Source organism: Pseudomonas sp. Nvir, from assembly GCF_963778085.1.
Lineage (GTDB): Bacteria > Pseudomonadota > Gammaproteobacteria > Pseudomonadales > Pseudomonadaceae > Aquipseudomonas > Aquipseudomonas juntendi.
This window is the reverse complement of record NZ_OY970405.1, coordinates 3,160,034-3,183,585: the sequence shown is the minus strand read 5'-3', so window position 1 is coordinate 3,183,585 and position 23,552 is coordinate 3,160,034. Positions and strand designations below refer to the sequence as shown.

General features: G+C 59.0%; 19 protein-coding genes and 3 pseudogenes. 13 read left to right on the top strand and 9 right to left on the bottom strand.

Annotated elements, in window-relative coordinates; genetic code table 11:
* Positions 1-14: 14 nt before the first annotated feature.
* From AACG97_RS15325 to AACG97_RS15310, 4 genes are all read right to left on the bottom strand, one after another.
* Positions 15-719: an ABC transporter ATP-binding protein gene (locus tag AACG97_RS15325; RefSeq protein ID WP_047595544.1), complete on the bottom strand. Its 705-nt coding sequence runs from the start codon at positions 717-719 to the stop codon at positions 15-17.
* Entirely contained in the window at positions 706-2,484 is a 1,779-nt protein-coding gene (locus AACG97_RS15320; protein WP_197884928.1) for a branched-chain amino acid ABC transporter ATP-binding protein/permease, read from the bottom strand. Before AACG97_RS15320 ends, AACG97_RS15325 begins: the two co-directional genes overlap by 14 nt.
* A gap of 10 nt (positions 2,485-2,494) precedes the next feature.
* Positions 2,495-3,373, bottom strand: coding sequence for a branched-chain amino acid ABC transporter permease (locus tag AACG97_RS15315; RefSeq protein ID WP_047595546.1), 879 nt, complete (start codon positions 3,371-3,373; stop codon positions 2,495-2,497).
* A gap of 64 nt (positions 3,374-3,437) precedes the next feature.
* Entirely contained in the window at positions 3,438-4,649 is a 1,212-nt protein-coding gene (locus AACG97_RS15310; protein ID WP_047595547.1) for an ABC transporter substrate-binding protein, read from the bottom strand.
* 197 nt (positions 4,650-4,846) lie between these two features.
* On the opposite strand from AACG97_RS15310, the gene AACG97_RS15305 reads away from it, so the two are divergent.
* The 10 genes from AACG97_RS15305 (at position 4,847) to AACG97_RS15260 (ending at position 16,030) form a co-directional block, all read left to right on the top strand.
* Positions 4,847-5,890, top strand: coding sequence for a LacI family DNA-binding transcriptional regulator (locus AACG97_RS15305; RefSeq protein ID WP_047595548.1), 1,044 nt, complete (start codon positions 4,847-4,849; stop codon positions 5,888-5,890).
* 36 nt (positions 5,891-5,926) lie between these two features.
* Complete coding sequence (locus tag AACG97_RS15300; protein ID WP_197884961.1) at positions 5,927-6,811, top strand: LysR family transcriptional regulator; 885 nt, start codon at positions 5,927-5,929, stop codon at positions 6,809-6,811.
* 138 nt (positions 6,812-6,949) lie between these two features.
* Positions 6,950-8,065: an N-ethylmaleimide reductase gene (gene nemA, locus AACG97_RS15295; RefSeq protein WP_047595550.1), complete on the top strand. Its 1,116-nt coding sequence runs from the start codon at positions 6,950-6,952 to the stop codon at positions 8,063-8,065.
* A gap of 202 nt (positions 8,066-8,267) precedes the next feature.
* Positions 8,268-9,701 carry an aldehyde dehydrogenase family protein gene (locus AACG97_RS15290; RefSeq protein WP_047595551.1) on the top strand — a complete coding sequence of 478 codons (1,434 nt, stop codon included), beginning with the start codon at positions 8,268-8,270 and terminating at the stop codon, positions 9,699-9,701.
* A 5-nt stretch (positions 9,702-9,706) separates the two neighbouring features.
* Positions 9,707-10,525 (top strand): shikimate dehydrogenase family protein, encoded by an 819-nt coding sequence (locus AACG97_RS15285; RefSeq protein ID WP_197884929.1) that lies wholly within the window; start codon positions 9,707-9,709, stop codon positions 10,523-10,525.
* Complete coding sequence (locus tag AACG97_RS15280; protein WP_197884930.1) at positions 10,518-12,113, top strand: GMC family oxidoreductase; 1,596 nt, start codon at positions 10,518-10,520, stop codon at positions 12,111-12,113. The genes AACG97_RS15285 and AACG97_RS15280 overlap by 8 nt, the downstream gene beginning before the upstream one ends.
* A 284-nt stretch (positions 12,114-12,397) precedes the next feature.
* Positions 12,398-13,777 (top strand): MFS transporter, encoded by a 1,380-nt coding sequence (locus AACG97_RS15275; RefSeq protein WP_197884931.1) that lies wholly within the window; start codon positions 12,398-12,400, stop codon positions 13,775-13,777.
* A 47-nt stretch (positions 13,778-13,824) separates the two neighbouring features.
* Positions 13,825-14,787 carry a cyclase family protein gene (locus AACG97_RS15270; RefSeq protein WP_197884932.1) on the top strand — a complete coding sequence of 321 codons (963 nt, stop codon included), beginning with the start codon at positions 13,825-13,827 and terminating at the stop codon, positions 14,785-14,787.
* 156 nt (positions 14,788-14,943) lie between these two features.
* On the top strand, positions 14,944-15,609 hold the full coding sequence (locus AACG97_RS15265; RefSeq protein ID WP_197884933.1) for a DsbA family oxidoreductase: 666 nt from the start codon (positions 14,944-14,946) through the stop codon (positions 15,607-15,609).
* 43 nt (positions 15,610-15,652) lie between these two features.
* Positions 15,653-16,030 carry a cupin domain-containing protein gene (locus tag AACG97_RS15260; RefSeq protein WP_197884934.1) on the top strand — a complete coding sequence of 126 codons (378 nt, stop codon included), beginning with the start codon at positions 15,653-15,655 and terminating at the stop codon, positions 16,028-16,030.
* A 3-nt stretch (positions 16,031-16,033) separates the two neighbouring features.
* On the opposite strand, the gene AACG97_RS15255 is transcribed toward AACG97_RS15260, so the two are convergent.
* Positions 16,034-17,131, bottom strand: a complete 1,098-nt coding sequence (locus tag AACG97_RS15255) for a Gfo/Idh/MocA family protein (RefSeq protein WP_197884935.1) — start codon at positions 17,129-17,131, stop codon at positions 16,034-16,036.
* A gap of 226 nt (positions 17,132-17,357) precedes the next feature.
* Here AACG97_RS15255 and gcvA point away from each other — a divergent pair.
* A pseudogene (gene gcvA, locus AACG97_RS28065) lies at positions 17,358-18,240 on the top strand (transcriptional regulator GcvA).
* 157 nt (positions 18,241-18,397) lie between these two features.
* Here the strand turns inward: gcvA and AACG97_RS15240 are convergent.
* Positions 18,398-18,784, bottom strand: coding sequence for a PaaI family thioesterase (locus tag AACG97_RS15240; RefSeq protein WP_047595983.1), 387 nt, complete (start codon positions 18,782-18,784; stop codon positions 18,398-18,400).
* Between the two features lie 135 nt (positions 18,785-18,919).
* Here AACG97_RS15240 and AACG97_RS15235 point away from each other — a divergent pair, with 135 nt between their 5' ends.
* Entirely contained in the window at positions 18,920-20,155 is a 1,236-nt protein-coding gene (locus AACG97_RS15235) for a GlxA family transcriptional regulator (protein ID WP_225786220.1), read from the top strand.
* Between the two features lie 20 nt (positions 20,156-20,175).
* Here the strand turns inward: AACG97_RS15235 and brnQ are convergent, their stop codons facing one another.
* The 3 genes and pseudogenes from brnQ to AACG97_RS15220 form a co-directional block, all read right to left on the bottom strand.
* Positions 20,176-21,507: a branched-chain amino acid transport system II carrier protein gene (brnQ, locus tag AACG97_RS15230; protein WP_047595558.1), complete on the bottom strand. Its 1,332-nt coding sequence runs from the start codon at positions 21,505-21,507 to the stop codon at positions 20,176-20,178.
* 27 nt (positions 21,508-21,534) lie between these two features.
* Positions 21,535-21,837 (bottom strand): AzlD family protein, encoded by a 303-nt coding sequence (locus AACG97_RS15225; protein WP_197884939.1) that lies wholly within the window; start codon positions 21,835-21,837, stop codon positions 21,535-21,537.
* Positions 21,834-22,554: pseudogene (locus AACG97_RS15220) on the bottom strand (AzlC family ABC transporter permease). Before AACG97_RS15220 ends, AACG97_RS15225 begins: the two are co-directional and overlap by 4 nt.
* Positions 22,555-22,672: 118 nt before the next feature.
* Here AACG97_RS15220 and AACG97_RS15215 point away from each other — a divergent pair.
* A pseudogene (locus AACG97_RS15215) lies at positions 22,673-23,135 on the top strand (Lrp/AsnC family transcriptional regulator).
* The last annotated feature ends 417 nt before the right edge of the window (positions 23,136-23,552 follow it).

Sequence of the window (23,552 nt, the reverse complement as noted above, 5' to 3'; positions counted from 1 at the left end):
CACCTGCTGCTCCTTCATAGACCCAGGTAGGCGCGCTTTACGTGCGGGTTGTCCAGCAGCTCCTGCCCTGTGCCCGTCAGCGTGATACTGCCGTTTTCCAGCACGTAGCCGCGGTGTGCGACACGCAGGGTATGAACGATGTTCTGCTCGACGATCAGGACAGTGGTGCCCAGCGCCAGGATCTTGTCGATGATGCCGAATACCTGGGATACCAGTAGCGGCGACAACCCCAGCGAGGGCTCGTCGAAGATCAGCAGCTTGGGGTCGGACATCAATCCCCGTGCAATGGCGACCATCTGCTGCTCGCCGCCAGACAGCGAGCCGGCATGTTGCTCCAGCCGCTCATGCACCCGTGGGAACAGCTCCAGTACCTGTTCCAGGCGTTGCTTGACTGCGGGCCGGGCAGCCTTTTTGTAAGCCCCCATTAGCAGGTTGTCGCGTACGGTGATGAACGGGAACAACTGGCGGCCTTCGGGGATCAGGGTGATGCCTGCGGCGACGATCTCGTCCGGGGCGCAACCGTCGAGGCGACGGCCGTCGAAGTCGACCGTGCCTTGGGACGGCTTGATCAAGCCGCAGAGGCTACGCAGGGTGGTGGTCTTGCCGGCGCCATTTGCGCCTACCAGCGTTACCACTTCACCAGCCTTGACCTCGAGAGTGACGCCTCGCAGCACTTCGGTGTTGCCATAGCCTGCATGAATGTTGTCAAGCCGCAGCATGGTCGTACTCCTTGCCCAGATAAGCTTCGATGACTTGCGGATTGCTCACCACAACCTGTGGTTCGCCTTCCATCAATACTGCGCCGGTACTGATCACCACGATGCGGTCGGACAAGGTCATCGTTGCCTGCATGATGTGCTCGATCATCAGCACACTGACGCCCGTGTCACGCACGCGGCGGATGATCTCGATGGCCTTGGCTACATCGGTCGGGTTCAGGCCCGCCATGACTTCGTCCAGCAGCAGCACCCGTGGCCGGGTGGCCAGCGCACGGGCCATTTCCAGGCGCTTCATGCCACCGACGGTGAGATTGCGTGCGCGGCTGTCGAGCAGTGGGCCAAGGTCGGTAAGGGCGGCAACTTCGGCAGCGATTTGCCGCGCTTCGGCAGGGTTGCGGGTGTGCATGAATGCACCCAGCATGATGTTCTCGCACACGCTCAGGTCAGCGAACGGCTGCACGATCTGGAACGTACGGCCGATCCCGGCCACCGCGAACTGCGCCGGGCTGGAAGGGGTCACCCACTGATCGTCGGCGGTGCGTACCTTCACCAGGCCCGAGGAGGGCTGGATGAAGCCCGAGAGCTGGTTGAACACCGTGGTCTTGCCGGCACCATTGGGGCCGATCACGCCTACAATCTCCCCCTCGTTGAGGGTTAGGGACACATCGTTTGTAGCGTGTAACCCGCCGAAGAACTTGTGCAGGTTTTCCGCGACCAGAATCGGTTGGCCGACACGCTTCGACGGCTGGCGTTCCTGGCGTGTAGGGGCAGGCGGTAGGGTGGTGGGGCTTGCACCTGGCAGCCGATCCACCCAGGCGCTGACCCGTTGCCCGAAACGACCGACCAGGCCTTGTGGAATGGTCAGGACGAAGGCTACCAGCACCAGGCCATAGACCAGTCCGTGTACGCCACTGCCGGCGTCACCAAGCCAGCCACGCGCAAGCTCGGCCAGCGGCAGCACGATTACGGTACCGATCAGTGGCCCTGACAAGGTCCCGAGGCCGCCGATCAGGGCGAACATGGCAATCTGTATGGACAGTTCCAGGGAGAACATGGCACCGGGCTCGATGAAGGTCAGGTACATGGCATGGAAACTGCCGATCAGGCTGGTCAGCGCGGCGGACAGCGCCACGGCGATCAGTTTGACCTTGACTGCGTTGACACCCACAGCCTGGGCTGCGTCCTCACGTTCGCGCACGGCGATCAGGTAGTAGCCCAAACGCGAGTGCTTGATCTTCCAGGAAACCAGCAAGGTGATCGCCAGGAAACCGAAGGCGATCAGCAGGTAGGGCCAGCGTGCGCGGAACAGCATCCATTCGGCGCCCAGCTTGAGTGGTACAGCCAAGCCTGCGGCGCCGCCGGTGAGGTCATGTTGATTGATTACCAGCAGGCGGACCACTTCCAGCACTGCGATGGTTGCCAAAGCAAAGAAGGGGCCGCGCAGTCGGAAGCAGGGCCAACTGATGAGGACGGCTAGCGCGGTTGACACTGCCGCACCCAGAAGCATGCCGAGCCACGGGCTCAGGTTCAGATGCAGAAGGAGCAGGGTGCTGACGTAGGCGCCAGTGCCGTAGAACACTGCATGCCCCAGGGACAGTTGGCCTGCGACGCCGCCGACGATGTTCCAGGCGCTGGCCAGGGCCGCGTAGCTGCAGATCAGAATGAACAGATGGAAGACAAAGTTCGAGCCCGCCGAGAACGGGATGATCAGCAGCAGCGACAGCGCCGCCAGGCTGAGATAGATACGCGGGTGAAGAAGGTTCATCGGGATGCTCCTACTCTGAGCCGCGCCCGGCACCGAACAGTCCGGTGGGGCGGAAAATGAGGATCGCCAGGAAAATCAGGAAGTACACGACCTCCTTGAGGTCAGGGGCGATGTAGTAACCCGCCAGGCTGTCGACGATGCCGATCAGCAACGAACCGACCAAGGCGCCGGAGAGGCTGCCAAGACCACCCAGGACCACGATGACGAAGGCGGTAAGGACGAAGAATGTGCCGAAGGTAGGGAAGACGGGGTACTGAGGTGCGATCATTGCCGCCGCCAGCCCAAGGCAGGCACAACCCAGGCCGAAGGCAAAGATGTAAATACGGTTAACGTTTACCCCCATCAACAGCGCAGCATTGCGGTGCTGTGCCGTGGCCCGCACGGCCCGGCCGAGAAAGGTGTTGTGCAGAAACCAGTGCAGACCGCCGACCAGCGCCAGCGACACCAAGAAGGTCAGCAACTGACCGGTGTTCGCCCGTAGCGGGCCGACCGACAAGCTACCTGCTCCCAGGCCGCTGGGGTTATTCACGGTGAGGACGTCAGCGCCAAACACCATCAGCGCGGCGTTCATCAGGGCGATTGACACACCGACCGTAGCAAAAATCTGAATGTGACCTTCGGCGGCCAGTAGCGGCTGGATGATGAAACGCTGCATGCCCGCACCCAGCACAAACAGCAGCGCCACTGCGGGGATTATCGTGGCGTAGGGGTGCAGGCCGAAATGTGCGTTCATCAAATACACCGCGTACATGCCGATCATCAAGAATTCGCCATGAGCGAAATTGACTACGCGGACGATGCCGAAGATCAGCGTCAGACCGATGCTGATGATGGCAAGCGTGCCACCCAGCAACACGCCGTTCAGCAGAAGTTGCAGGAAGATATCCATGAAAGTTCCTCATGCGCAGGCGACGCACCATTTACATGGCACGGGCCTGCGTGCAGCGTGTGAGTCAGGGCTGGATGGCCAGGGTGGCCTGGGCTACGGCGGCGGCTTGCGGGTACACGGTTTTCAGTACCCCCTGTTGCCATTGCATGATGGTGGTTTGCGCCCGCTCGTTCTGGCCATTGGCGGCGAATTTCGCGCCGATATTCGCCGCGGTCTGACCGACCGGAATGTCGATGGTCTTCACCGCTTCACCGATGTCATCGGCATCGAGCGATTTGGCGTTGGCCATGGCATCGAGGAACACCTTGGCGCCGACGTAGTTGATCAGGCTGTGGCCGGAGCGCGGCTCGCTGCCGTAGCGTGCGCGATAGGCTTCGGCAAAGGCAGCGATACCCGGGGCTCCGGCTTCGTTGGTCTGGAACTGCGGGAAATCGACGTCCAGGACGCCTTCGATGTTCTGCGCGCCGACCACCTTGACGGTGTCCTGCATGGAATATCCGCCACCGGCACCGATGATGGCTTTGGGCGCGAAGCCAGCTTCGCGGATCTGTCGGAAGAACAGCGTGGTGTCGTTCTGATAGGAGGTTTGCAATACCACGTCGGCTCCAGCACCCTTCAGGCGCAGGATCAGCGACGACAGGTCTACGGCCTTGGCGGAGTAAGGCAGTACCTCCACCACTTGCAGTCCTGCTTTGGCCGCCAGCTCTTTCTGGAAGTTGGCGATGGTGGTGCCATACAGCGCGTCCTCATGAATGATCGCGATTTTCAGGCTCTTGGCTTCGACCTTCAATTGGGGGGCGACCAGCTGAGTGATGGCAGTGATGGTGCCTTCGGCGAAATTACGAGCTGTGGGATTGCTGCGATAAACGTTTTGAAGTCCCCGGTCGGTGATGTTGTCGGCCACTGCGCCGAGCTCGAAATAAGGAACGCCGGCCAGTTCGGTAACTTGCGTGGCGGCGAAGGATAACGCCGAAGAGTAACTGCCAAATACCGCAGCAACGTTATCGCTGGAAGTGAGCCGGCGGGCGGCGCTGACCGCTTGTGCGGCATCCACCGCATCGGCCTTGATCAGTTTGATGGGTTCACCTTTGAGGCCGCCGGCGGCATTGCGCTGCTCAACGGCCAGCTCGACGCCGCGGAAGCTTTCATCGCCAAGCAGTGCCAGAGCTCCGCTGAGTGGATAAAGCGCACCGATCTGAACGTCGGCATGGGCTGCCAGCGAAGTTGACAGGGTGAGGGCAGCAAGGCCTTTGATGGCCCAGGGCATTGTTTTCATTGTATTGCCTCCTGTTGTATCAACCATGCTGCTAGGATTTGAACCGGTTCAAATCATCGGTCAAAAAAAACGCCGGATGAGGCGTTGACTGCATGGCTGTGGTCTTATTGTTGATTCAGGACGACCTGGTTCAGATATGAACCGGTTCATTTTTAAATCTGGTGGTACACTGCTGTCAAGCAGGAGTCACCCTAACCATGATAAAAAACGACAAACCAAAGCTGCGTGATGTGGCACGGCTAGCCGGCGTTTCGCTGGGCAGCGCCTCTCGTGCATTGTCTAACCCAGACCAAGTGAAACCGAGCACGCTCGCCAAGGTCGATGCCGCTGTGCGCCAGCTGCAGTATGTAATGGATGGCGCTGCGCGGGCTCTGGCGCTACGGCGTACCTTCAGCGTCGCTGCGATCTTCCCCACGCTCAACAACCCGATCTATGCCGACTCGATCCAGGCGCTGCAGCAGCGCCTGAATCACAGTGGCTACCAGCTGATCATTGCCTCCCACGAGTACGATCGTGAACGTGAACTTTCCAGTGTGCGCAACTTCATTGAAAGAGGCGTGGAGGGGATTTTCCTGGTGGGCACCGACCATGATCCCGTGGTGTTCGAACTGTTGCACCGGTCGCAGCGCCCGTATGTCTTGATGTGGTCGGTAGATGAGTGTCGTGAGCACTGCGCGGTGGGTTTCAGCAATTTGCGGGGAGGCGAGTTGATTGCGGACCATGTACTTGCGCTTGGTCATCGGGACGTGGCCATCCTGACTGGCCAGCGGCGGCACAACGAACGTGCCAGGTACCGTATTGACGGGGTGCGTAAGCGCTTTGCCACGCTGGGTATCGAGGTGCCTGAATACCGTATCATCGAGCAGCCGTTCAGTCTCGAGGGCGGGCGAGCTGGTTTCGAGCAAGTACTAGCTCTGCAGCCGGCACCGACGGCGCTGATCTGCACCACAGACCTGCTGGCGCTTGGAGCCTGTGAGCAAGCTAAACGCCTAGGTATCAGCGTGCCGGCAGATATGACTATCACAGGGTTTGACGACATCAGTTTCAGTGCAATCGCATCGCCTTCGTTGACCTCGATCAGAATCCCTATCTTCGAGATCGGCCAACTCAGTGCCGACATGCTGATCGCGCAGGTAGAAGGTGTTGAAGTTGAACGGGTTGTCGAACTGGATATCTCGCTGGTTGCACGGGAGAGTAGTGCCAGTCCACGTGTCGGTTTGGCTGACCTCAGTAACGCCTGAGCAGGGGGAATCTTGGACAAAGAAAACTATGCGCAGATGCTCGCCTTCTTGTGGGCCTATGAGCACCGGAGCTTCTCGGCTGCTGCTCGGGCCAATGACCTGTCGCCGTCGGCAATCAGCAAGCTGATCACGCGCCTGGAAGATCGTCTGTCGGTGCGACTGTTCCAGCGTGGCAGTCGAACCTTGACGTTGACCGAGGAAGGGGCGGTCTACTTGACCAGCGCGCGAGCGGTCATGGACGCCATGGCGGAAGCCGACTCGCTCGCTGAACTTTTCCCCGGGCGGCTCAGTGGCAGCTTGCGAATCCATACGATGGCCACATTCGCCAAGCATCAGATCATTCCCTGGCTGCCAGACTTTCTGGCTGGCCACCCGGATCTTTCGGTGGTCATTGAAGTGGGTGCGCAATATGTCGATCAGTTCGATCACGGCCTGGATATCGCCATTCATAGTGGCGTGCTGCCCGATTCGTCGCGTGTTGCCAGGCGTATTGGCGAGACCCATTGGATAACCTGTGCCGCCCCATCCTATCTGGAGAGGCGCGGCCGGCCGGAGACACCCAGTGACCTGCTGCAACACGATTGCTTTCACTTTGCATTCAACAGTCCCTGGAACATCTGGAGGTACGAGCACGCAGGAGAGACGACGATCGTTCCCATCAAGCCTCGCTCGACTTTTACCCAGGGGGACTTGTTGCGTTCACTCGCGCTGAATGGTGGCGGTATCGTGCGGCTTGCCGATTTTCATATTGGTGAAGATCTGAAGGCCGGGCGTTTGTTGCCGGTGTTAGAGAATTATCGGAGTCGGATTGCCCAGCCGATCTACCTGATTTATCCCAACCGCAAGAATGTCAGTCCCCGAATAAGAGCTTTTATCAAAGCAATTGAGCAGCGGATTGTGGAACATCCGTGGACGTTTTAGCGTTGGTCGGCCATTTTGGGGAATAAGGGTCCCGAGATACGGGACCAAGAGGCCTCATTGTTTTCCGTATGCTTCTTAAGAAAGTTCTGGTACCTCAGGGGTTGAGGGCCGTGGATCTCTACAGGAGCAAGTTCGCAGATGACACTCAAGAAGCTTTTTACGCCACTTGCAATGGGCGCAGTCACCACTGCCAATCGTATTTTCATGGCGCCTATGACACGAGCGCGCAGCATTGAACCTGGCGATCTGCCCACTGCAACGATGGGGCTTTACTACGCTCAGCGCGCTAGCGCCGGCTTGATTATTACTGAAGCCACCCAGATCTCGTTCGATGCCAAGGGCTGGGCCGGGGCTCCGGGCGTACATACTCCTGCGCAGATCGATGCTTGGCGCAATATAAATCAAAGGATTCACCAGTGTGGCGGCTTGAGTGCCGTGCAGGTTTGGCATACTGGCCGTGTCTCCCATCGCTCTTTGCGGCCCAATAATGCCGTGCCTGTAGCGCCTTCCGCTTGTGTCGGTCACACCCGAGTACACCTTCGCGACGAGAACGGGGAGACCTACACGGTAGCAGCAGAGATGCCCCGGGAACTGTCCATCGAAGAGATTGGCCAGATCGTAGCCGATTTCGGTCAAGCAGCTGCCAGTGCACGTGCTGCGGAATTTGACCTGATCGAACTGCATGGTGCGCATGGTTATCTGATCCATCAGTTTTTGTCACCCTCTTCGAATCATCGGAGTGATCGGTATGGGGGCAGCGTGGAAAACCGGACTCGCTTTGCCTTGGAGGCGGTGGATGCGGCGATTGAAAATTGGAGTGCGGACCGAATCGGTATGCGTATCTATCCCTTGGGGCGGTTTAATGGGGTTGATAATTCGGCCGACCAAGAAGAAGACGCGCTGTATTTCATTCGCGAGTTGGCCAAGCGCAAGCTGGCGTACCTGCACATATCAGAGCCCGACTGGGTCGGCGGCGCCTCGTTTACCGACAGCTTCCGTGAGCGTGTTCGCCAGGCGTGGCCAGGCGTTATCGTTGCGGCGGGAGCCTATACCGCCGACAAAGCCGAAGCCCTGATCGAAAAGGGATTGATCGATGCGGTTGCCTTTGGCCGCGCCTATATATCCAACCCCGACCTCGTGGAGCGTTTGCGTATCGGTGCTCCGCTGGAAACTGCGCGTGATGTGGGTGTCTATGGTGGCACCGATGAAGGGTATACCGATTACCCGACACTACGCACGCAGGCAAATCAGTAACAAGCGTAGGCTCCGGCAGATCGACAGCTCGCGGCTCATGCCCATGGTTTTGGCCCTTGCTGTGAAATCCAGGAAAACCCTCTTTGCCGTGACGTCACACCCCGCCCGCGGCCTGTTCGATTAAGGTGTCTCCACTGCCCGGCTGAGTGTTTTGCATCAGCCGGTAGCAATAGTCCAGACACTTTGTAAATCGGGATAGGCTATGAACAAGAACTACATTGCTGGCCAGTGGGTCGAGGGTGCGAGTATCAATCGCAACATCAACCCGTCAGATACCACCGATACCGTTGGCGAATACGCCAGGGCTGATGCACGGCAGGCTGAGCAGGCCGTCGAGGCAGCGTATGATGCGCAGCCTGCATGGGCCCGGATGAGCGCGGAGCAGCGTGGCGACGCCTTGGACCGCATCGGCTCCGAGATCCTCGCGCGCAAAGAAGAACTCGGCATGCTGCTTTCCCGTGAAGAGGGCAAGACGCTCGTCGAGGGGATCGGTGAAGCGACCCGTGCTGGCAGGGTGTTCAAGTTTTTCGCGGGCGAGGCCCTGCGTCTGTCAGGGGAGCGGCTGGCCAGTATCCGTCCCGGTGTCGAAGCCGACGTACGCCGGGAACCCGAAGGCGTCGTGGGTATCATTACCCCCTGGAACTTCCCCATTGCCATCCCCGCGTGGAAAATTGCACCGGCGTTGGCCTACGGCAACGCGGTGGTGTTCAAACCGGCTGACCTGGTACCGGGAAGTGCCTGGGCGCTGGCGGAGATCATCAGCCGTGCGGGCCAGTTGCCGGCGGGCGTCTTCAACCTGGTCATGGGGCCAGGCTCTCAGGTCGGTGACGTTTTCGCCAAGCACCCCAAGGTCAGGGCGCTCTCGTTCACCGGCTCCACCCAGACCGGTCGCTCGGTCGGTCTCGAATGTATGGCACGCGGCGCCAAAGTTCAGCTCGAGATGGGTGGCAAGAACCCGCTGGTGATACTCAATGATGCCAACCTCGAGCAAGCCGTCGAGGTGGCGGTGCAGGGCGCGTTCTTCTCGACCGGTCAGCGTTGTACCGCATCAAGTCGTTTCATTGTCGAGGACGCCGTTCACGATCGTTTCGTCGCTGCGGTCGTCGAGCGGCTCGCTGCGCTCAAGGTCGACAACGCCATCATGGCCGGGACCGACATTGGCCCGGTCGTCTCCGCAAGTCAGCTGCAGCAGGATTGCGATTACATCGACATTGCCACCCGCGAGGGTGGGCGTCTGGTGTTCGGTGGCGAACGGGTAGAGCGTGCGACTCAGGGTTACTACCTGACTCCGGCACTGATCGTCGACACCGAAAATCATATGCGGATCAACCGCGAAGAGGTGTTCGGCCCTGTGGCCAGTGTAGTTCGCGCCAGGGATTACGATGATGCACTGCGCCTGGCCAACGATACCGAATTTGGGCTGTCGTCCGGCATTTGCACCACGTCGCTCAAGCATGCGAGTGACTTCAAGGCCCGTTCCACGGCCGGCATGGTCATGGTCAATGTGCCGACGGCAGGTGTCGATTACAACGCCCCGTTTGGCGGGCGCAAAGGCTCCAGCTACGGTGCCCGAGAGCAAGGCCCATACGCTCGCGAGTTTTATACCGCCATCAAGACCACGTACACGCAGGCATGAGTTCTATGCACGAACCTTCGAAATCCCCAAAAATCACCGGCGAAACACGGCTCTTTGCCATTCTTGCTGACCCGATTCTGCACGTGAAGACACCGGAAGATATGAACGCATTCATGCAGGCACGGGGGCATGATCGGGTGATGGTGCCAATTCATGTTGGCCCGGAGCAACTCGCCTTAGCAGTGGATGGCCTGCGGGCGATGCAGAACCTGGACGGTTTTGTGGTGACGGTTCCCCACAAGAGCGCCATCGTGGCGTTGTGTGACAGCCTGTCACCGGCTGCTCGCCAGGTTGGTGCGGTCAATGTCGTACGTCGAGATGCCGACGGCCGACTCCATGGCGATATCCTCGACGGTGTAGGTTTTGTCGCCGGGCTGCGCAGCGCGGCGATCGAGCCTAGCGGCTTGACGGTCTACATGGCGGGAGCTGGCGGCGCCGCGCAAGCGATTGCCTTCGCGCTAGCCGAAGCCGGGGTGGCGAAGCTGACAATTGCCAACCGTACTGAGGCCAAGGCTCAGCAATTGGTGAATCGCCTCACTGGACTTTTCCCTGATGTGGCATTCGGGGTGGGGGCGCAAGATCCTTCCGGGCATGACCTGGTGGTCAACGCCACATCCATGGGGCTGCGCGAGGCCGACGATTACCCGTGCGAAGTGCAGCGCCTGGGCTCGGGACAGATTGTGGCGGAAATCATCATGCAACCGGAACAGACGCCCTTGCTGGCGGCCGCTGCCGAGCGCGGTTGTCGGGTTCATCCGGGGCGGCCCATGCTGCAGTGTCAAATCGCACTGATGGCCACTGCAATGGGAGCAGGCCATGAATAGTTACGACTATGTCATTGTCGGCGGCGGCACTGCCGGTTGCATCCTCGCCAACCGCCTGAGCGCATCGGGCAAGCACAGTGTGCTGGTGCTGGAAGCCGGAGGCGAGCCCAATGGCCGCTGGATTCCGATCCCTGCCGGGTTCAGCAAGCTGATGGTAGACAAGCGTTTCAACTGGGACTTTAAGACCAAACCTGAAGCTGGAACCTACGACCGTGAGATTGCTGTGCCACGAGGAAAAGGCCTGGGGGGGTCGACACTGATCAACGGCATGATCTATGTGCGCGGGCAGCCAGGTGACTATGACGCCTGGGAAGAAACCGGCGCCAAAGACTGGAACTTCGAGACGCTGAAGCCGTACTTCAGAAAGATCGAAAATTATGCGTCCGGGGACGAGACGCGAGGCCATCAGGGGCCAATGCACATCCATCAGGTCAGCGAGCGCTTCCCGCTGTCCACCGCGTTTCTCGAGGCCGCCGCACAGGATGGGCAACCTTATAACGCGGATTATAACGGTCGTGACCAGACTGGTTTTGGTTACTACCAAGTGGCGCAAAAGGCCGGGCGGCGCTGGAGTGTGGTTGACGGCTACCTGAAAACTGCGCGGGCGCGGGCGAATCTGCACATCACCACGCATGCGCATGTGTTGCGAATCGACTTGCAAGGCAAGCGTTGCACGGGTGTGACTTACGTGCACAATGGCACCCAGGTCAGTGTCAAAGCCAACGCCGAGGTCATCCTGTGCGCGGGCGCTATCCAATCGCCTCAGTTGCTGGAGTTGTCCGGTATCGGCCAAGCTGAGGTGCTGCGCGCTGCGGGTGTGCCGCTCAAGCACGAATTGCCGGGGGTGGGGGAGAACTACATCGACCACTTCGCGACCCGCATGAACTGGCGCATGAAGGGGGTGGTGACCCTGAATGAGCTGGCGCGTGGCTGGCGGTTAGGGCTGGCGGTGAGCGAATACTTCACTCGACGAACCGGCATTCTGACCCTGGGCACTGGCCTGGTGCATGGATTCGTCAAGACCGATCCCAGCTTGCCTACACCGGATATCCAGTATTTCTTTGTACATGCCAGCTACGCCAACGCGGCGAATCGGGTATTGGACAAGCATCCAGGCATGACGATCGGTGTCAGTCAGTTGCGGCCCAAGTCCATGGGCTCGGTGCATATCGAAAGTAGTGACCGCAACGCAATGCCGGCTATCCGTCCCAACATGCTGGCCGCACCGGAGGATCAGCGGTGCATTGTTGAAGGCATGAAAATCGCGCGTCGCATTGTCATGCAGCCGGCAATGGCTCGCTTCGTCGAAGAGGAAACCAGTCCAGGGTTCGATGCTCAGACAGATGACCAATGGTTGGAATTTGCCCGTAAGACCGGGCAGACCATCTACCACCCCCTTGGTACCTGCCGTATGGGCGAAGACTCGGCCGCAGTCGTTGACTCGCGCTTGAGGGTGCACGGTTTATCAGGGGTACGGGTGGTCGATGCCTCGGTCATGCCTTCCATGGTTTCGGGGAACATCCAAGGCGCAGTGATGGCCGTCGCGGAACGAGCGGCTGATCTGATCCTGGAGGACGGCCGCCCATAGTTGACTTGACGTATGGCAGGCCGTCAGGCCTGTCATACGGCTGGGCAGTAACTCGATCGTGACGGGTTCGAATCCGTTTTTAGGCAATTAACTTGCCAATCTGCCGTGCCGCACAGGCAAAGCGGGTTTGCGCCTGGCAGCGATGCGGTGCGCATGCCTCTCGACATAAGCTTGCGCACTCGTTGTCGTGCATCACGGGCGACAGATAAAAAGCTCATGCACCTAGATGCAAGGGCGGGCCGGCAAGCCAACAAAGAACAATAATCAGATATCGGAGCTTTCTTATGGAACTTCGCCGCGACCCTCAATCGGCTGTTGGCCTTTCGACGAAAAAAATACATGGCGCTGGCGCTATCTCCTGGGGCGCGATGTTGTTGCTCTGGCTGGTGTATGCATTGGATGCCAATTCGCGGCATCTGTTTTTCATGGTGTTACCTTCGATTACCACCGAGTTCAAGACCAGTGCCGAAATGGCTGGGCTACTAGCAGCGGTAATCACCATTTCGACTTCGTTGCTCGCGGTACCCCTGATGGTCTGGGTGGACAAAGGCGGGCATGGCTGGCGGCGCAAGTATCGTCACTTGCCGATCGTTTTCGCCTATACGCTGTTTACGTTTCTGACTGGATTCAACTTCCTCACCGCCTCGTTGGGCGTGCTGGTATTCCTGCAGATCATGTCTCACGCATTTGGCGGGGTAGGCGAGGCCGTGGAGGTTACCTCGCTGGCCGAGTGGTGGTCCAAGGAGCGTCGCGGTTTTGCACTGGGTCTTCACCACACGGGCTACCCATGGGGCACGCTGATCGGTGGCGTGGCGATCAGCGCGTTGTTGAATGCCTATGGTCCGGAGAACTGGCGTTATGCATTCTTGCTGTTCCCGATTCCCATGATCATTGTCTTCACCTTGTATTGGAAGTTCAGCACGGCCGCGCGCTACCGCAAGTTTACCGCTCACGTCGCCGCTGCGGGTGAAACCGCACCAAGCCTGAGCGACACACCTGCAGCCGTACAAAAGGGGGCGCTCAAAGATGTTCTACGAAACCCCAATATCAGCGTGGTTGCCCTGATCTCGATGTTCGCGATTGTCGGCTACTTCGGCATCAGTTTCTGGTTACCACAATACTTGGCGTTCGTCGCGCATTACAACTTCGCCCAAGCGGCGGCGTACTCGGTGCTCTTCACTATCACGGGCGGGATCGGTCAGATCCTCTGGGGATGGTTGTCGGACCGAATCGGTCGAAAGCTGAGCCTGGTCATTGTCTTTCTCTGGCTGGGGGTGGGTATGTATCTGTTCCGCTACACCTCGGTCAGCCTCGGTTGGCTGATAGGCGTGCAGCTGTTCGCCGGCTTCGCCATGAATGCACCTTACACGCTCCTCTACGCAATTGCATTCGACTCTGCCAAGCCCGGCACCACTGGCCTAGCGGGCTCGGTGGTCAACGCGGGCATTTATGCCGGTGGCTTCGGGCCGTTGCTGATCGGATTGTTCATCGGTGCAGGGGGTGGTTTCGAACAGTCTGCGGGTTATCACTTCGCCTTGGTGTTCATCTCGGCGCTGATGTTCGTTGCAGCGCTCTTGACGGCATTGTTCACCCGGGAAACAACCGGCTGGTTCAAACGCTATGACCGTTCGCTGGTCCGCCGCAGCGCGTGCAACATGAATTGAGACGCTGTTTATTAGATTGATGGTTACAACAACAAACGAGAACAATCATGTCCGACAAAAAAGTACCTCACGTACGTGAACTGCTCAAAGATGCTCCGCGTAACTGGGGCAAGTGGGGGCCTGATGATGAAGTCGGCTGCCTGAATTACCTCACTGCCCAGGAAGTGCTGCAAGGCATCAGTCAGGTCCGGCAAGGCAAGACCTTTACTCTGCAGGTGCGAATTGGTGACGAGAAGGGCGACCCGGTCTGGCCTGGGCGCACCCCAGCGCGGCGCATGAACATCATGGACCGAGGACACTACAACTGTGGCAAAGGGCCCCACTTTCCCGGGTGTTACGAGTACGCGGACGATGTGATGTTTTTCCATCTGCAGGGCTCGACGCAATACGATGCACTTGGCCATGTGTGGTACGACGATCAGATCTGGAACGGCTACGATGCAGACACCACCATTGGTGGACTAGCCAAGGCCAGCGTCGCACCGATCGGGGAAAAGGGCGTGGTAGGACGGGGGATTCTGATCGACATTGCACGCTATCGCGGCAAGCAGGTGCTGGCACCTGGAGAAACCTTCAACCACGAAGACTTGATGAAGGCCGCAGCCGCCCAAGGGGTCGAGATCCAGAGGCGCGATATCCTGCTCATCCGTACCGGATGGATCGGCTCTTTTTATTACCGCGACAGCGAAGAGTTCTACAAGGACTTCATCGAGCCTGGACTGACCTACAGCCCGGAGCTTGTGCAATGGTTCCAGGATATGGAAATCCCCAACATCGTGACCGACACCATTGCCAACGAGGTGACCGTCGACCCTGTGTCGGGCGTGGCATTGCCGCTGCACAATGCCTTGATGCGTAATCTGGGCATCACACTGACCGAGATCGCTCAATTGGACCCGCTAGCCGCCGATTGTGCCGAAGACGGGCAGTGGACATTCCTGTACACCGCTGCGCCGTTGAAGGTGGTTGGAGGAACGGGTGCACCGGTCAATCCGATCGTAATCAAGTAGTCAGTGGCGGGGCGTCGCAATGACGCCCCCCTTTCTCTGCATTATGCGCAGGCATTTATGCGTAAAACGCAACGCAGAGTGCGAATGGCGCGGGGTTAACGGTTTGTAGTGCCTCTGTCAGCATCTCTTCTAGATCACGTCATTTAGGAGAGTGCAATGAAACTTGCCATAGAAATCACTTCTGACTTCATCTGCCCTTGGTGCTTTGTGGCGGAGCGACGCCTGGCAGAGGCCCTCGCCACGCTGCCCGAGGACGTAGAGGCGGATATTCGTTGGGTACCTTTCGAGCTGAACCCCGACATGCCAGAGCGGGGGATGGATCGTCAGACCTATCGCACCAACAAGTTTGGCAGTTGGGAGCGTAGTCAGGCCATGGATACGCAGACAGCTCAGACTGCGCAAGCTGACGGTATCGCATTCGATTATGCCGCCATCGAGCGCACACCCAATACCTACCTTGCGCACCGCTTGATGCGCCTGGCTGCAAGCAAAAACGTCGCCAGCACAATGGCCGGGGCGATCTTTTCGGCGTACTTCGAGCAGGGGCGCGATATCACTGATGCTCAGGTGCTGGTCGATATCGCAGCGGGCAATGGGCTCGACCGCGGGGAAGCTGCGGCGTACCTGGCGAGTGACGCCGGTGCCCAAGAAGTTCGTGCCGAGGAGGTTATGGCGCGAGTCAAGGGGGTGCGCAGCGTTCCGCAGATTGATATCGGCGGGCAAGTGGTCAGTGGTGCGCAGTCAGTTCAGGTATTCGAGCGAGCCTTGGAACACGCCATCGAGGCGGACGCCGAGTGCATAGGTGGCGCTTGCGCGATCTGATAAATGGCCACGCGCCGCATTCAACGACATCACGGAGTACCAGATGAATACCGACGAAACTTTCGCTATCGACACCAATCAAGTGGGTTGGCAATCGCTGCCCGTACCTGAGCTCGCCGCGTCGATTCTTGCCAAGCCACTGTTGGCTGATGCCGGAGGCGGGATGACCATCTCCAAGGTCCGCTACCCGGCAGGCTTCGTCAATCAGTCACATTGGCACAGCTGTGCCCACGGCATGTACGTTCTGGACGGTGTGCTCGTCACTTCGCAAGGCGAGTTCGGACCTGGGAGCTTTGTTTGGTTCCCCGAGGGCACGACCATGTATCACGGTGCGCAAGCGGAAAACGACGTGACCTTCCTTTTCATCACCGACAAGGCTTTCGATGTGCATTACACGCACTTGGAAGGCACGCCAGCATGAGGCTCAGGAAAGCCTGATTGTCGCACCGCCGGCATTGGCCGAGGCCAGCAAGGCATCGAGGATGCGCTGGGTCTGCAGCATGATCCGTGGCCAGAAAGCATCCCGCTTGCCGGTCAGCACAAGCTCGGCGAACGCGCGGTACAGCTGACTCTCCTGAACACTAGGGTGGTTGTTGCTGTACTCGGGCAAAGCCACAGTGCGCTCGTGACGCTCCAGATTGAAAAAGCACCCACGGCCCTCGAAACGGTCATTGCCCAGTACGAAAGACACTTCGTTACCGTAGTGAGGCAATACGAAGTCCTTGATGTGCAGGTAGCCACGCGTACCGCTGATGACGGCCCACTGCTGGCGGCTGGTGTTGAAGGCGTTGTACAGCGTGGCCGTGACCCCATTGTCGAACATCAATTCGCCCTCGAATTCGGTAGGCGTCATCCCTCCGTCCAGCCGAGCGACGCCCTGTAGCATTTTGCCGCGCACCGCCCTCGGCATGCTGTTGTCCATCGTATTGAGAGTCAGGCGGATGTTGTACCAGCCGACATCACCCAGGCAGCCCGCCGGCTCCAGTGCACGGTTGCGCTCTACCCAGGCGGGGTCACCCATGAAACTGAAGTGGCTGGTAATCCGGCGTATCTCACCGAACTGCTCCTCGTCACTCAGCGCCTCGCGGATTGCAGCAAGCCGAGAGGAATGTTGAAGCATGGTGCCGTCCATGATTTGCACGCCGTATTGCTCTGCCGTGTCGAGGATGCGCTGCAGCTCGGCGGCGTTCACCCCACATGGCTTCTCGATCACGATGTGCTTGCCGGCCTGTGCCGCCTTGATCGCCCACTCTGCGCGGACTGCCGTGGGCAGGGGTATATAGACGGCATCGATGTCATCCCTTTCAAGCAGGGGGGCATAGCCCTCTACTGCGTCGACCGGGTAGCCCGTAGGCGCCGATGCTTGGCACATCTCGATGAAGCGATGGGCGTTCGCCCGCGAGCGGCTGGCGACGGCGATGATCCGGCAGTTGCCAGCGTTGAGCAGTGCGTGCCAGTTCTTCATGGCGATGCTGGCAGAGCCAAGGATGCCCCAACGGCACGGAGGGGGAATGATGTCCACAGTTCGGATGCTCCCGGTGTAGGCGCCCAGCGGCGTGGCTGGTGGGTGAGTCGGATGGTGAGAGGAGTTCAAGGTTGACTATTGATTATTCTTTGGAAAAATAATCGTATGTTCGATATTAAAGGTCGGTGTATTGCTAACAAAACGACAAGTATTTGCAGTCTTGTGAGAAAAATTTGACGTTGAGTATTGCCAACCCGACGCATTGTATAAGGGCTGACTTTCCATGGATTTTCGCAAGCTACCCAACCTGGGCGCTTTGAGGGCACTGGAGGCAGCAGCGCGCAGGCAAAGCTTTTCACGCGCGGCGGAGGAGCTGTTCGTGACCCACAGCGCGATCAGCCATCAGATACGTGCGCTCGAAGCGGAGCTGGGCACGAAGCTGTTCAGGCGGGAAGGAAAACGCCTTGAGCTGACCGAGGCTGGGCGCCGCTACGCTGACCAAGTTCGATCCGCGCTGATGTCAATTGCGATTGCGACCGATCAGGTTCGGTCTGGGGGTCGGGAGCGTCGTCTTGTGATCAGCTTGCTACCGTCGTTTGCTGCGCGCTGGTTAATGCCACGCATCGGGCGTTTCATCGAGCGCTACCCTGAACTGGATGTCGAGTTGCAATCCACGCATGTGGTAACGGATTTCAACCGTGATGATGTCGATGTGGTCCTTCGTCGAGCCACTGCTAGAGGAAGCCTTCTTTCCCGCCTGCGCGCCGACCTATAACGGCGGCCGGCTTCCTAACTCGGTCGAACAGCTGACGCAGGCAACGCTATTGCGCAATGACTACTCGATGTGGAACGACTGGTTTGCCCAGGCCGGCTTGCCTGGCCAGCCTGAACCTTGCCGCGGGGTGCTGTATCAGGATGCTTCGCAGCAATTGCAGGCGACCGTAGATGGCCAGGGAATAGGGCTTGTGCGCCGATCATTGGCCATGCAGGAAATACTCAGTGGCAACCTGGTCAGACTGTTCGAGGTCGATGTCGTCAGCTCCTTGCAATATTGGTTCGTCTGTCCGGAGCCGTTGCACAATAGCTACCGGGTTCGAGTACTGCGCCAGTGGCTGCAAGAAGAGGTGCGCCTGTTCAGATCAAATTTTGAGTCGGCAGGTGCGTGAAAGTGAGGGGCATTTTGAAAAATGTTTCCAGCATTGGCTGTTCTTTCCCAAAAAGCTCAAAGTGGTCAGTACTGAGTTTCGTCGTGTGGCAAACTGCTCTACCGACCTTGCCAGGCTACGTTCTTCACATTCTATGGTACCCAGGGCATGTCGTACTTCATCCGTGACTGAGTCGATAGGCAGAGGCGCTAAACAGCGCGACGCGGTTGTTCAGATGGTCGGTTATCAACACTTGGTAGTGAGCCATCTTTTTAGAGCTACCCATCAGGTCGGCAGTGGCGACCAGCACACCGCCTTCGGCCTTGGCCATGTAACGCACCTCCGCCTGTAGTCCGATGTACACCGCCGAGCTAGCGTTACAGGCAGCCGCGAAGGCTATGTCGGCTAGCGAGAAAATCACCCCCCCATGGATCCCGCCCAGAGCATTGCGGTGGTGCTGACTGATTAAGAGACGGCACACCGCTTGATCGAAACTGCTGTGCAGCCACTCGACTCCGAGTAGTGCGGCGAAATGGTCTGGCGACCCGGTGCTCACTGCTTGCATTATTGCGGTTCTCCGTAAGATGACAGTCGTGCGAATACCCATAGCGTAATCTTGAACATTCGCTAAATCGGTGTTCTAAAGGGTCTTTCGATAGTCTGATCGGGCCAACGGAGGCATATGAGAAAGGTTGCAATCTTGGCCTACGACGGATGCTGGGCCATGGGTGTGTTTGCCGTGACAGACTTTTTTCGAATCGCTGCTCTGCTTGAGCGGCATCTCGGCCTTCCTGAGCAATACGTGGTCGAAGTGGTCTCCGCCGACGGTTCGGAGGTTCTGGCGGCCGGTGGCCACTCGATCAGAGTGCAGGCAACCGTTGCGGCGGACTGCAGTCATGATCTGCTGGTAATTCCTCCTGTCGAAGGGCCAAGGCTTGCTGCGGGCTTCACGCCAGAACCTGAGGTGCTGGCCTGGTTGAGTGCCAACCTGCGTAACGGTGCCCGCTTGTTGGCAATGACCACTGGTGTGTGCTTTGTTGCCGCTTTGCGGCTTGGCGAGCAACAGGCACTGGCCACGCATTGGGCTTACGTGCGCGAGCTGAAGAAGCGCTACCCGGACTGCCAGTTCATTCCCCAGCAGTCGTATCTGCAGGCTGAGGCAATCTGGAGCACTGGGACCTTGAACGGCGGATTCGATGCCTTGCTGGCGATTCTGGCCCACGATTGCGGCGACAGGTTTTCGCAGCTGTGCGCCACTCATCTGCTGGTGTCTGCACCCGAGCGGCTCGCCCCGATACTGCCGGGGCGTCGCAACCATTGTGATGAAGCAATATTGCGATTGCAGGACTGGATTGAGGTGCATTATGTGGAGCAGCTAAGCATCTCGCGCATGGGGGCCGAGGCAGGTCTGACCGAGCGCACGCTGAAGCGCCGCTTCCAACAGGCGACCGGACTTTCACCGACCGTTTATGTGCAGAGGGTTCGTATCGACAAGGCCAAGAAGCTGTTATTGGCAACCGGTATGTCGGTCAAGGCGATTGCCTATGAGGTGGGTTATGAGAATGTCAGTTTCTTCGTCCGGTTATTCAAAATTCATGCGGGTGCAACTCCCGCGGGCTGGCGTGCGTGCGAGCCTGCTTTTTGGCCGGAGCGCGGATTTCTCGCGTTGCTAAGCGCGGCATTGCTCAGGCTGGGTAGGGCCGAGCATCAGGCATCTTTGTTCAACATGCCGGGCAGGGAGTGTATAGCTACTGGGTCTAGTCACTCTCTGCTTTCCCTATCGTTGTGCCGACCTGAGAAAGCGATACATTGCACGGTTCTCTGGTTATGCCAATGCGGTCCATGGTGTGGCTCCAGTTTCGCGGCTTGCGCCCACGCAAAGGTACGGTGCCAGAGCTCTCTCAAGTGCATTTTTATCTCGCACACAACCGCCTGAGCCTATGTAGTACTGTTCGATCAAGTCGATTTCGATACCGGCCTTTCCGCTGTGGAAGCTCCCTTGAGTAAATCGTAGATCCACATTGCACAGAAAATGGCGAACGTGGGTGCCAACCAGCCCAGTTGGGAGCTTGCGAGCGGTAGACCGCTTGCCAGGTGCTGCAGTAACGGAAGTTTCACACCTGCAACGGTAAGCGCGTCGAGAATACCGAAGCACAAAGCGGATGTTGCAACCGGGGCCATCACCCGGGCCGGGTTACGCAACCTGTGGTTTATCAGGCTGAGTAGAATGATTGCGATGCATAGCGGGTGAATGGCGGTCAGAACGGGCACTGAAATCGCAATCAGTTGAGTCAGGCCCACGTTCGAGATGGCAAACGCGAGGCTAGCAAGAATCAATGCCAGTGGCCTGTACCCAATGGGAAGAAACTGGCTGAATGCCTCGGCGCAGGCAGTGGTCAAGCCGATGGCCGTTACGAGGCAGGCAATGGTGATCAAAAAGGCCAGTAGCCAATAGCCTACAGCGCCATAGGTATGCTCCATGTAGGCATTGAGTACCACCGCTCCATTTTTGGCTTCTGTGCTGAACCCTCTGGCGTGGGCGCCCAATTCGAACAAGCTGGCGTACACCAGCGTCAGCCCTATGCCAGCGATTATTGCGGCGATCACACTGTACTTGAACAGCAGGCGCGGAGCGTATACACCTCGGTGTTTCAATGCATTGACCACCACGCCCCCGAATACCAGCGAGGCCAAGGTATCCATCGTCAGATACCCCTCGTTGAAGCCCTTGGTGAGTGCTTGACTGTCATAAGGGAATAGGGCCGGGCCTGGAGGCCCCGCTGTCCAGATAAATGCGCCGATGCCCAGAATTGCCAGCGCGGCCACCTTCACAGGCGCAAGGCCGCGACCGATTGTATCCAGTAACCGACCTGGAAAGAGTGACACCAACATCACCAGGGAAAAATAAAGTGCGCTGTAGACGATCAGGTGATTGGTGCTGTCGCCTAACCAAGGTGCTACACCGATCTCGAAGGAGACCGTAGCGGTGCGTGGCATTGCGAACAGAGGCCCAATGCACAGGAAGCAGATGATCGCCAAGGCGCGCGCAGCCACTGTTCCGAGCGGTTTGCAAAGCGTTTCCATCGAGCCCTCGAAGCGTGCCAGCGCGATTATCGTAAGCACTGGCAGGCAGACGCCAGTGATGAAGTAGCCTGCGGCAGCAGGCCATACTTGTTCGCCGACATTCAGTCCGATCAGCGGCGGGAAGATGATATTTCCAGCGCCAACAAACAGCGCAAAGGTCATGAAGCCGAGGGCTAACAGGTCACTCTTGGTTAAAATTTTCATCAGCAGCGTCTATGAAGGGTAAAAGGATCAAGTCGCAAGTAGAGCGCGTAGCGCTCCAGTTCCGACAATGGCGAGCACGACCGCCGGCAGCAGGGAAAAGCGTGACGCGGCATACACGGTCAGGGCCAGGGCAATCAGGTCCGCCGGGTGCCCGGAGACGAACTTGGGAGCGATTACCGCGATCAGCACGCAGCCGGGTGCCGCATTGAGCACCTGGGTGAGCTGCGGCCCCAGGGTGCGGTTGCGCAGCAGCAGGAAACCCAGGGCGCGGGTCAGGTAGGTGACCACGGCCATGCCAGCAATGGTGGTGAGGGTGGCGACATCGATCATGGTTTGGCCCACAGGTAGGCGCTGACTAGCCCGGCCAGCGTGCCCGCCAGCAACGTACCAGCCACCGGGGATCAGCAGATGGAACGTCGCCGCAGTCAGCAGGCTGAACAGCCACGGCACCGCAGCGTGAATGCCTTTCCACATGCCTTTGAGCAGCACCAGGAAGACCGCCGCGAAGGCCATGTCGAAGCCGTAGCTGCGCAGGTCGCCGAGTAGAGGCCCCAGCAGCGTGCCGAGCGTCGTGAAACCGACCCAGGTGGCCCACAGGCACAGCGCCACCCCCGTGAAGTAGCGCAAGCTGAAGCCACCGCGTTGGCGCGCATCGGCTAGGCCCATGGCCCAGCTCTCGTCGCACATGAAGAACAGCGTGCCGAGGGCTTTTTTCAGCGGCAGGTGGCGCAGGTAGGGCGCCAGCGTCGCGCCCATCAGCAGGTGACGGCTATTGACCAGCAAGGTCATGGCGACGATCACCAACACCGCCGGCGGCGAGGTCCACAGCTCGATGGCGGCGAACTCCGAGCCCCCGCCGAAGTTAAGCCCGGTCATCAGCGCGACTTCGCCAGCGTTCAGGTGATGCTGGGACGCCTGAGCGCCCAGCACCAGGGCAAAGGGAATGAAGCCCAGCAGCACCGGCAGGGCGGCCAAGGCGCCGCGGCGCAGTTCGCCGGGCGGCGAAAGGGCGGGGGGATTGTTCAGTACGGGTTCAAGGGCAGTCATGGTCACCTCCAGTGGAAGCGAATTATTCCAAGGGTTGGCTGGAATAGGCTTGCGTAGTTGCTCATGCGAACCGATGATTTGGCATCTGCTGCCAATACTTGCCGACCCGGAGCTTTCCATGACCATCAAGCTCGACGCCATCGACCGCCGCATCCTGCGCGCCCTGCAACGGGACGGCCGTTTGCAGAACCAGGAGCTGGCCAAGCAGGTGGGGCTGTCGCCGTCCCCCTGCCTGCGGCGGGTGCGGTTGCTGGAGGAGGCGGGGGTGATCGAGCGCTATGTCGCCCTGGTCGACCCGGCCAAGGTGGCGCTAGGTCTGACCCTGTTCGTGCGCGTGTGGCTCAAGCGCCAGGACCAGGACACCACCGATGAATTCGTCGAGGCCGTGCGCCTGCTGCCCGAAGTGGTGGAGCCATGTGATGGCCGGTGACTGTGACCTGCTGTTGCGGGTGGTGGCGGCGGACCTGGAGGCCTATCGGCGCTTCCAGATTGCCCACCTGACCAGCTTGAGCGTGGTGCAGAACGTCAAGACCGAGGTCCCGATGGAGAAAATCAAGCTGACGACTGAGCTACCCGTATGAATGGCTGTTATGCGCACTTGTCGTGCTGACGAACTTTGTCGGCACTACTGTTCATTTCTCGCGTTAGTTGGATTCGCACAACGACCGCTGAAACTCACCTATCAGACCATCTATACTCCGTTGGGCCATCATGGGCTGCATTCCTCCGTAATTGCTCAAGATAGTCAGCCCATAATTGTCGCGGCCTCTCGTCGTTGACTCAAAAGCTGCACGCGGGCGTATCGACGCCGAGGGCACTGGCATCCAATGTGACAGCGAGAGTTCCAGGACCATAGGATCGATGCTCAGGTGCTCGTGGGCAATGGTTTGGTAGGTGGCACGAAAGCCGTGGGCCGTGATGTTGTATTCCGGCCAGATGCGTTGGAGGGACTTGAGCATCGAGGTCGGATTGTTTGGGCGCCCTGGGTACACTGGTTA

Bases quoted from the DNA above. Each gene is read 5' to 3' on its own strand.
- AACG97_RS15325 (WP_047595544.1), bottom strand. From the start codon at position 719: ATGCTGCGGCTTGACAACATTCATGCAGGCTATGGCAACACCGAAGTG.
- AACG97_RS15320 (WP_197884928.1), bottom strand. From the start codon at position 2,484: ATGAACCTTCTTCACCCGCGTATCTATCTCAGCCTGGCGGCGCTGTCG.
- AACG97_RS15315 (WP_047595546.1), bottom strand. From the start codon at position 3,373: ATGGATATCTTCCTGCAACTTCTGCTGAACGGCGTGTTGCTGGGTGGC.
- AACG97_RS15310 (WP_047595547.1), bottom strand. From the start codon at position 4,649: ATGAAAACAATGCCCTGGGCCATCAAAGGCCTTGCTGCCCTCACCCTG.
- AACG97_RS15305 (WP_047595548.1), top strand. From the start codon at position 4,847: ATGATAAAAAACGACAAACCAAAGCTGCGTGATGTGGCACGGCTAGCC.
- AACG97_RS15300 (WP_197884961.1), top strand. From the start codon at position 5,927: ATGCTCGCCTTCTTGTGGGCCTATGAGCACCGGAGCTTCTCGGCTGCT.
- nemA (WP_047595550.1), top strand. From the start codon at position 6,950: ATGACACTCAAGAAGCTTTTTACGCCACTTGCAATGGGCGCAGTCACC.
- AACG97_RS15290 (WP_047595551.1), top strand. From the start codon at position 8,268: ATGAACAAGAACTACATTGCTGGCCAGTGGGTCGAGGGTGCGAGTATC.
- AACG97_RS15285 (WP_197884929.1), top strand. From the start codon at position 9,707: ATGCACGAACCTTCGAAATCCCCAAAAATCACCGGCGAAACACGGCTC.
- AACG97_RS15280 (WP_197884930.1), top strand. From the start codon at position 10,518: ATGAATAGTTACGACTATGTCATTGTCGGCGGCGGCACTGCCGGTTGC.
- AACG97_RS15275 (WP_197884931.1), top strand. From the start codon at position 12,398: ATGGAACTTCGCCGCGACCCTCAATCGGCTGTTGGCCTTTCGACGAAA.
- AACG97_RS15270 (WP_197884932.1), top strand. From the start codon at position 13,825: ATGTCCGACAAAAAAGTACCTCACGTACGTGAACTGCTCAAAGATGCT.
- AACG97_RS15265 (WP_197884933.1), top strand. From the start codon at position 14,944: ATGAAACTTGCCATAGAAATCACTTCTGACTTCATCTGCCCTTGGTGC.
- AACG97_RS15260 (WP_197884934.1), top strand. From the start codon at position 15,653: ATGAATACCGACGAAACTTTCGCTATCGACACCAATCAAGTGGGTTGG.
- AACG97_RS15240 (WP_047595983.1), bottom strand. From the start codon at position 18,784: ATGCAAGCAGTGAGCACCGGGTCGCCAGACCATTTCGCCGCACTACTC.
- brnQ (WP_047595558.1), bottom strand. From the start codon at position 21,507: ATGAAAATTTTAACCAAGAGTGACCTGTTAGCCCTCGGCTTCATGACC.
- AACG97_RS15225 (WP_197884939.1), bottom strand. From the start codon at position 21,837: ATGATCGATGTCGCCACCCTCACCACCATTGCTGGCATGGCCGTGGTC.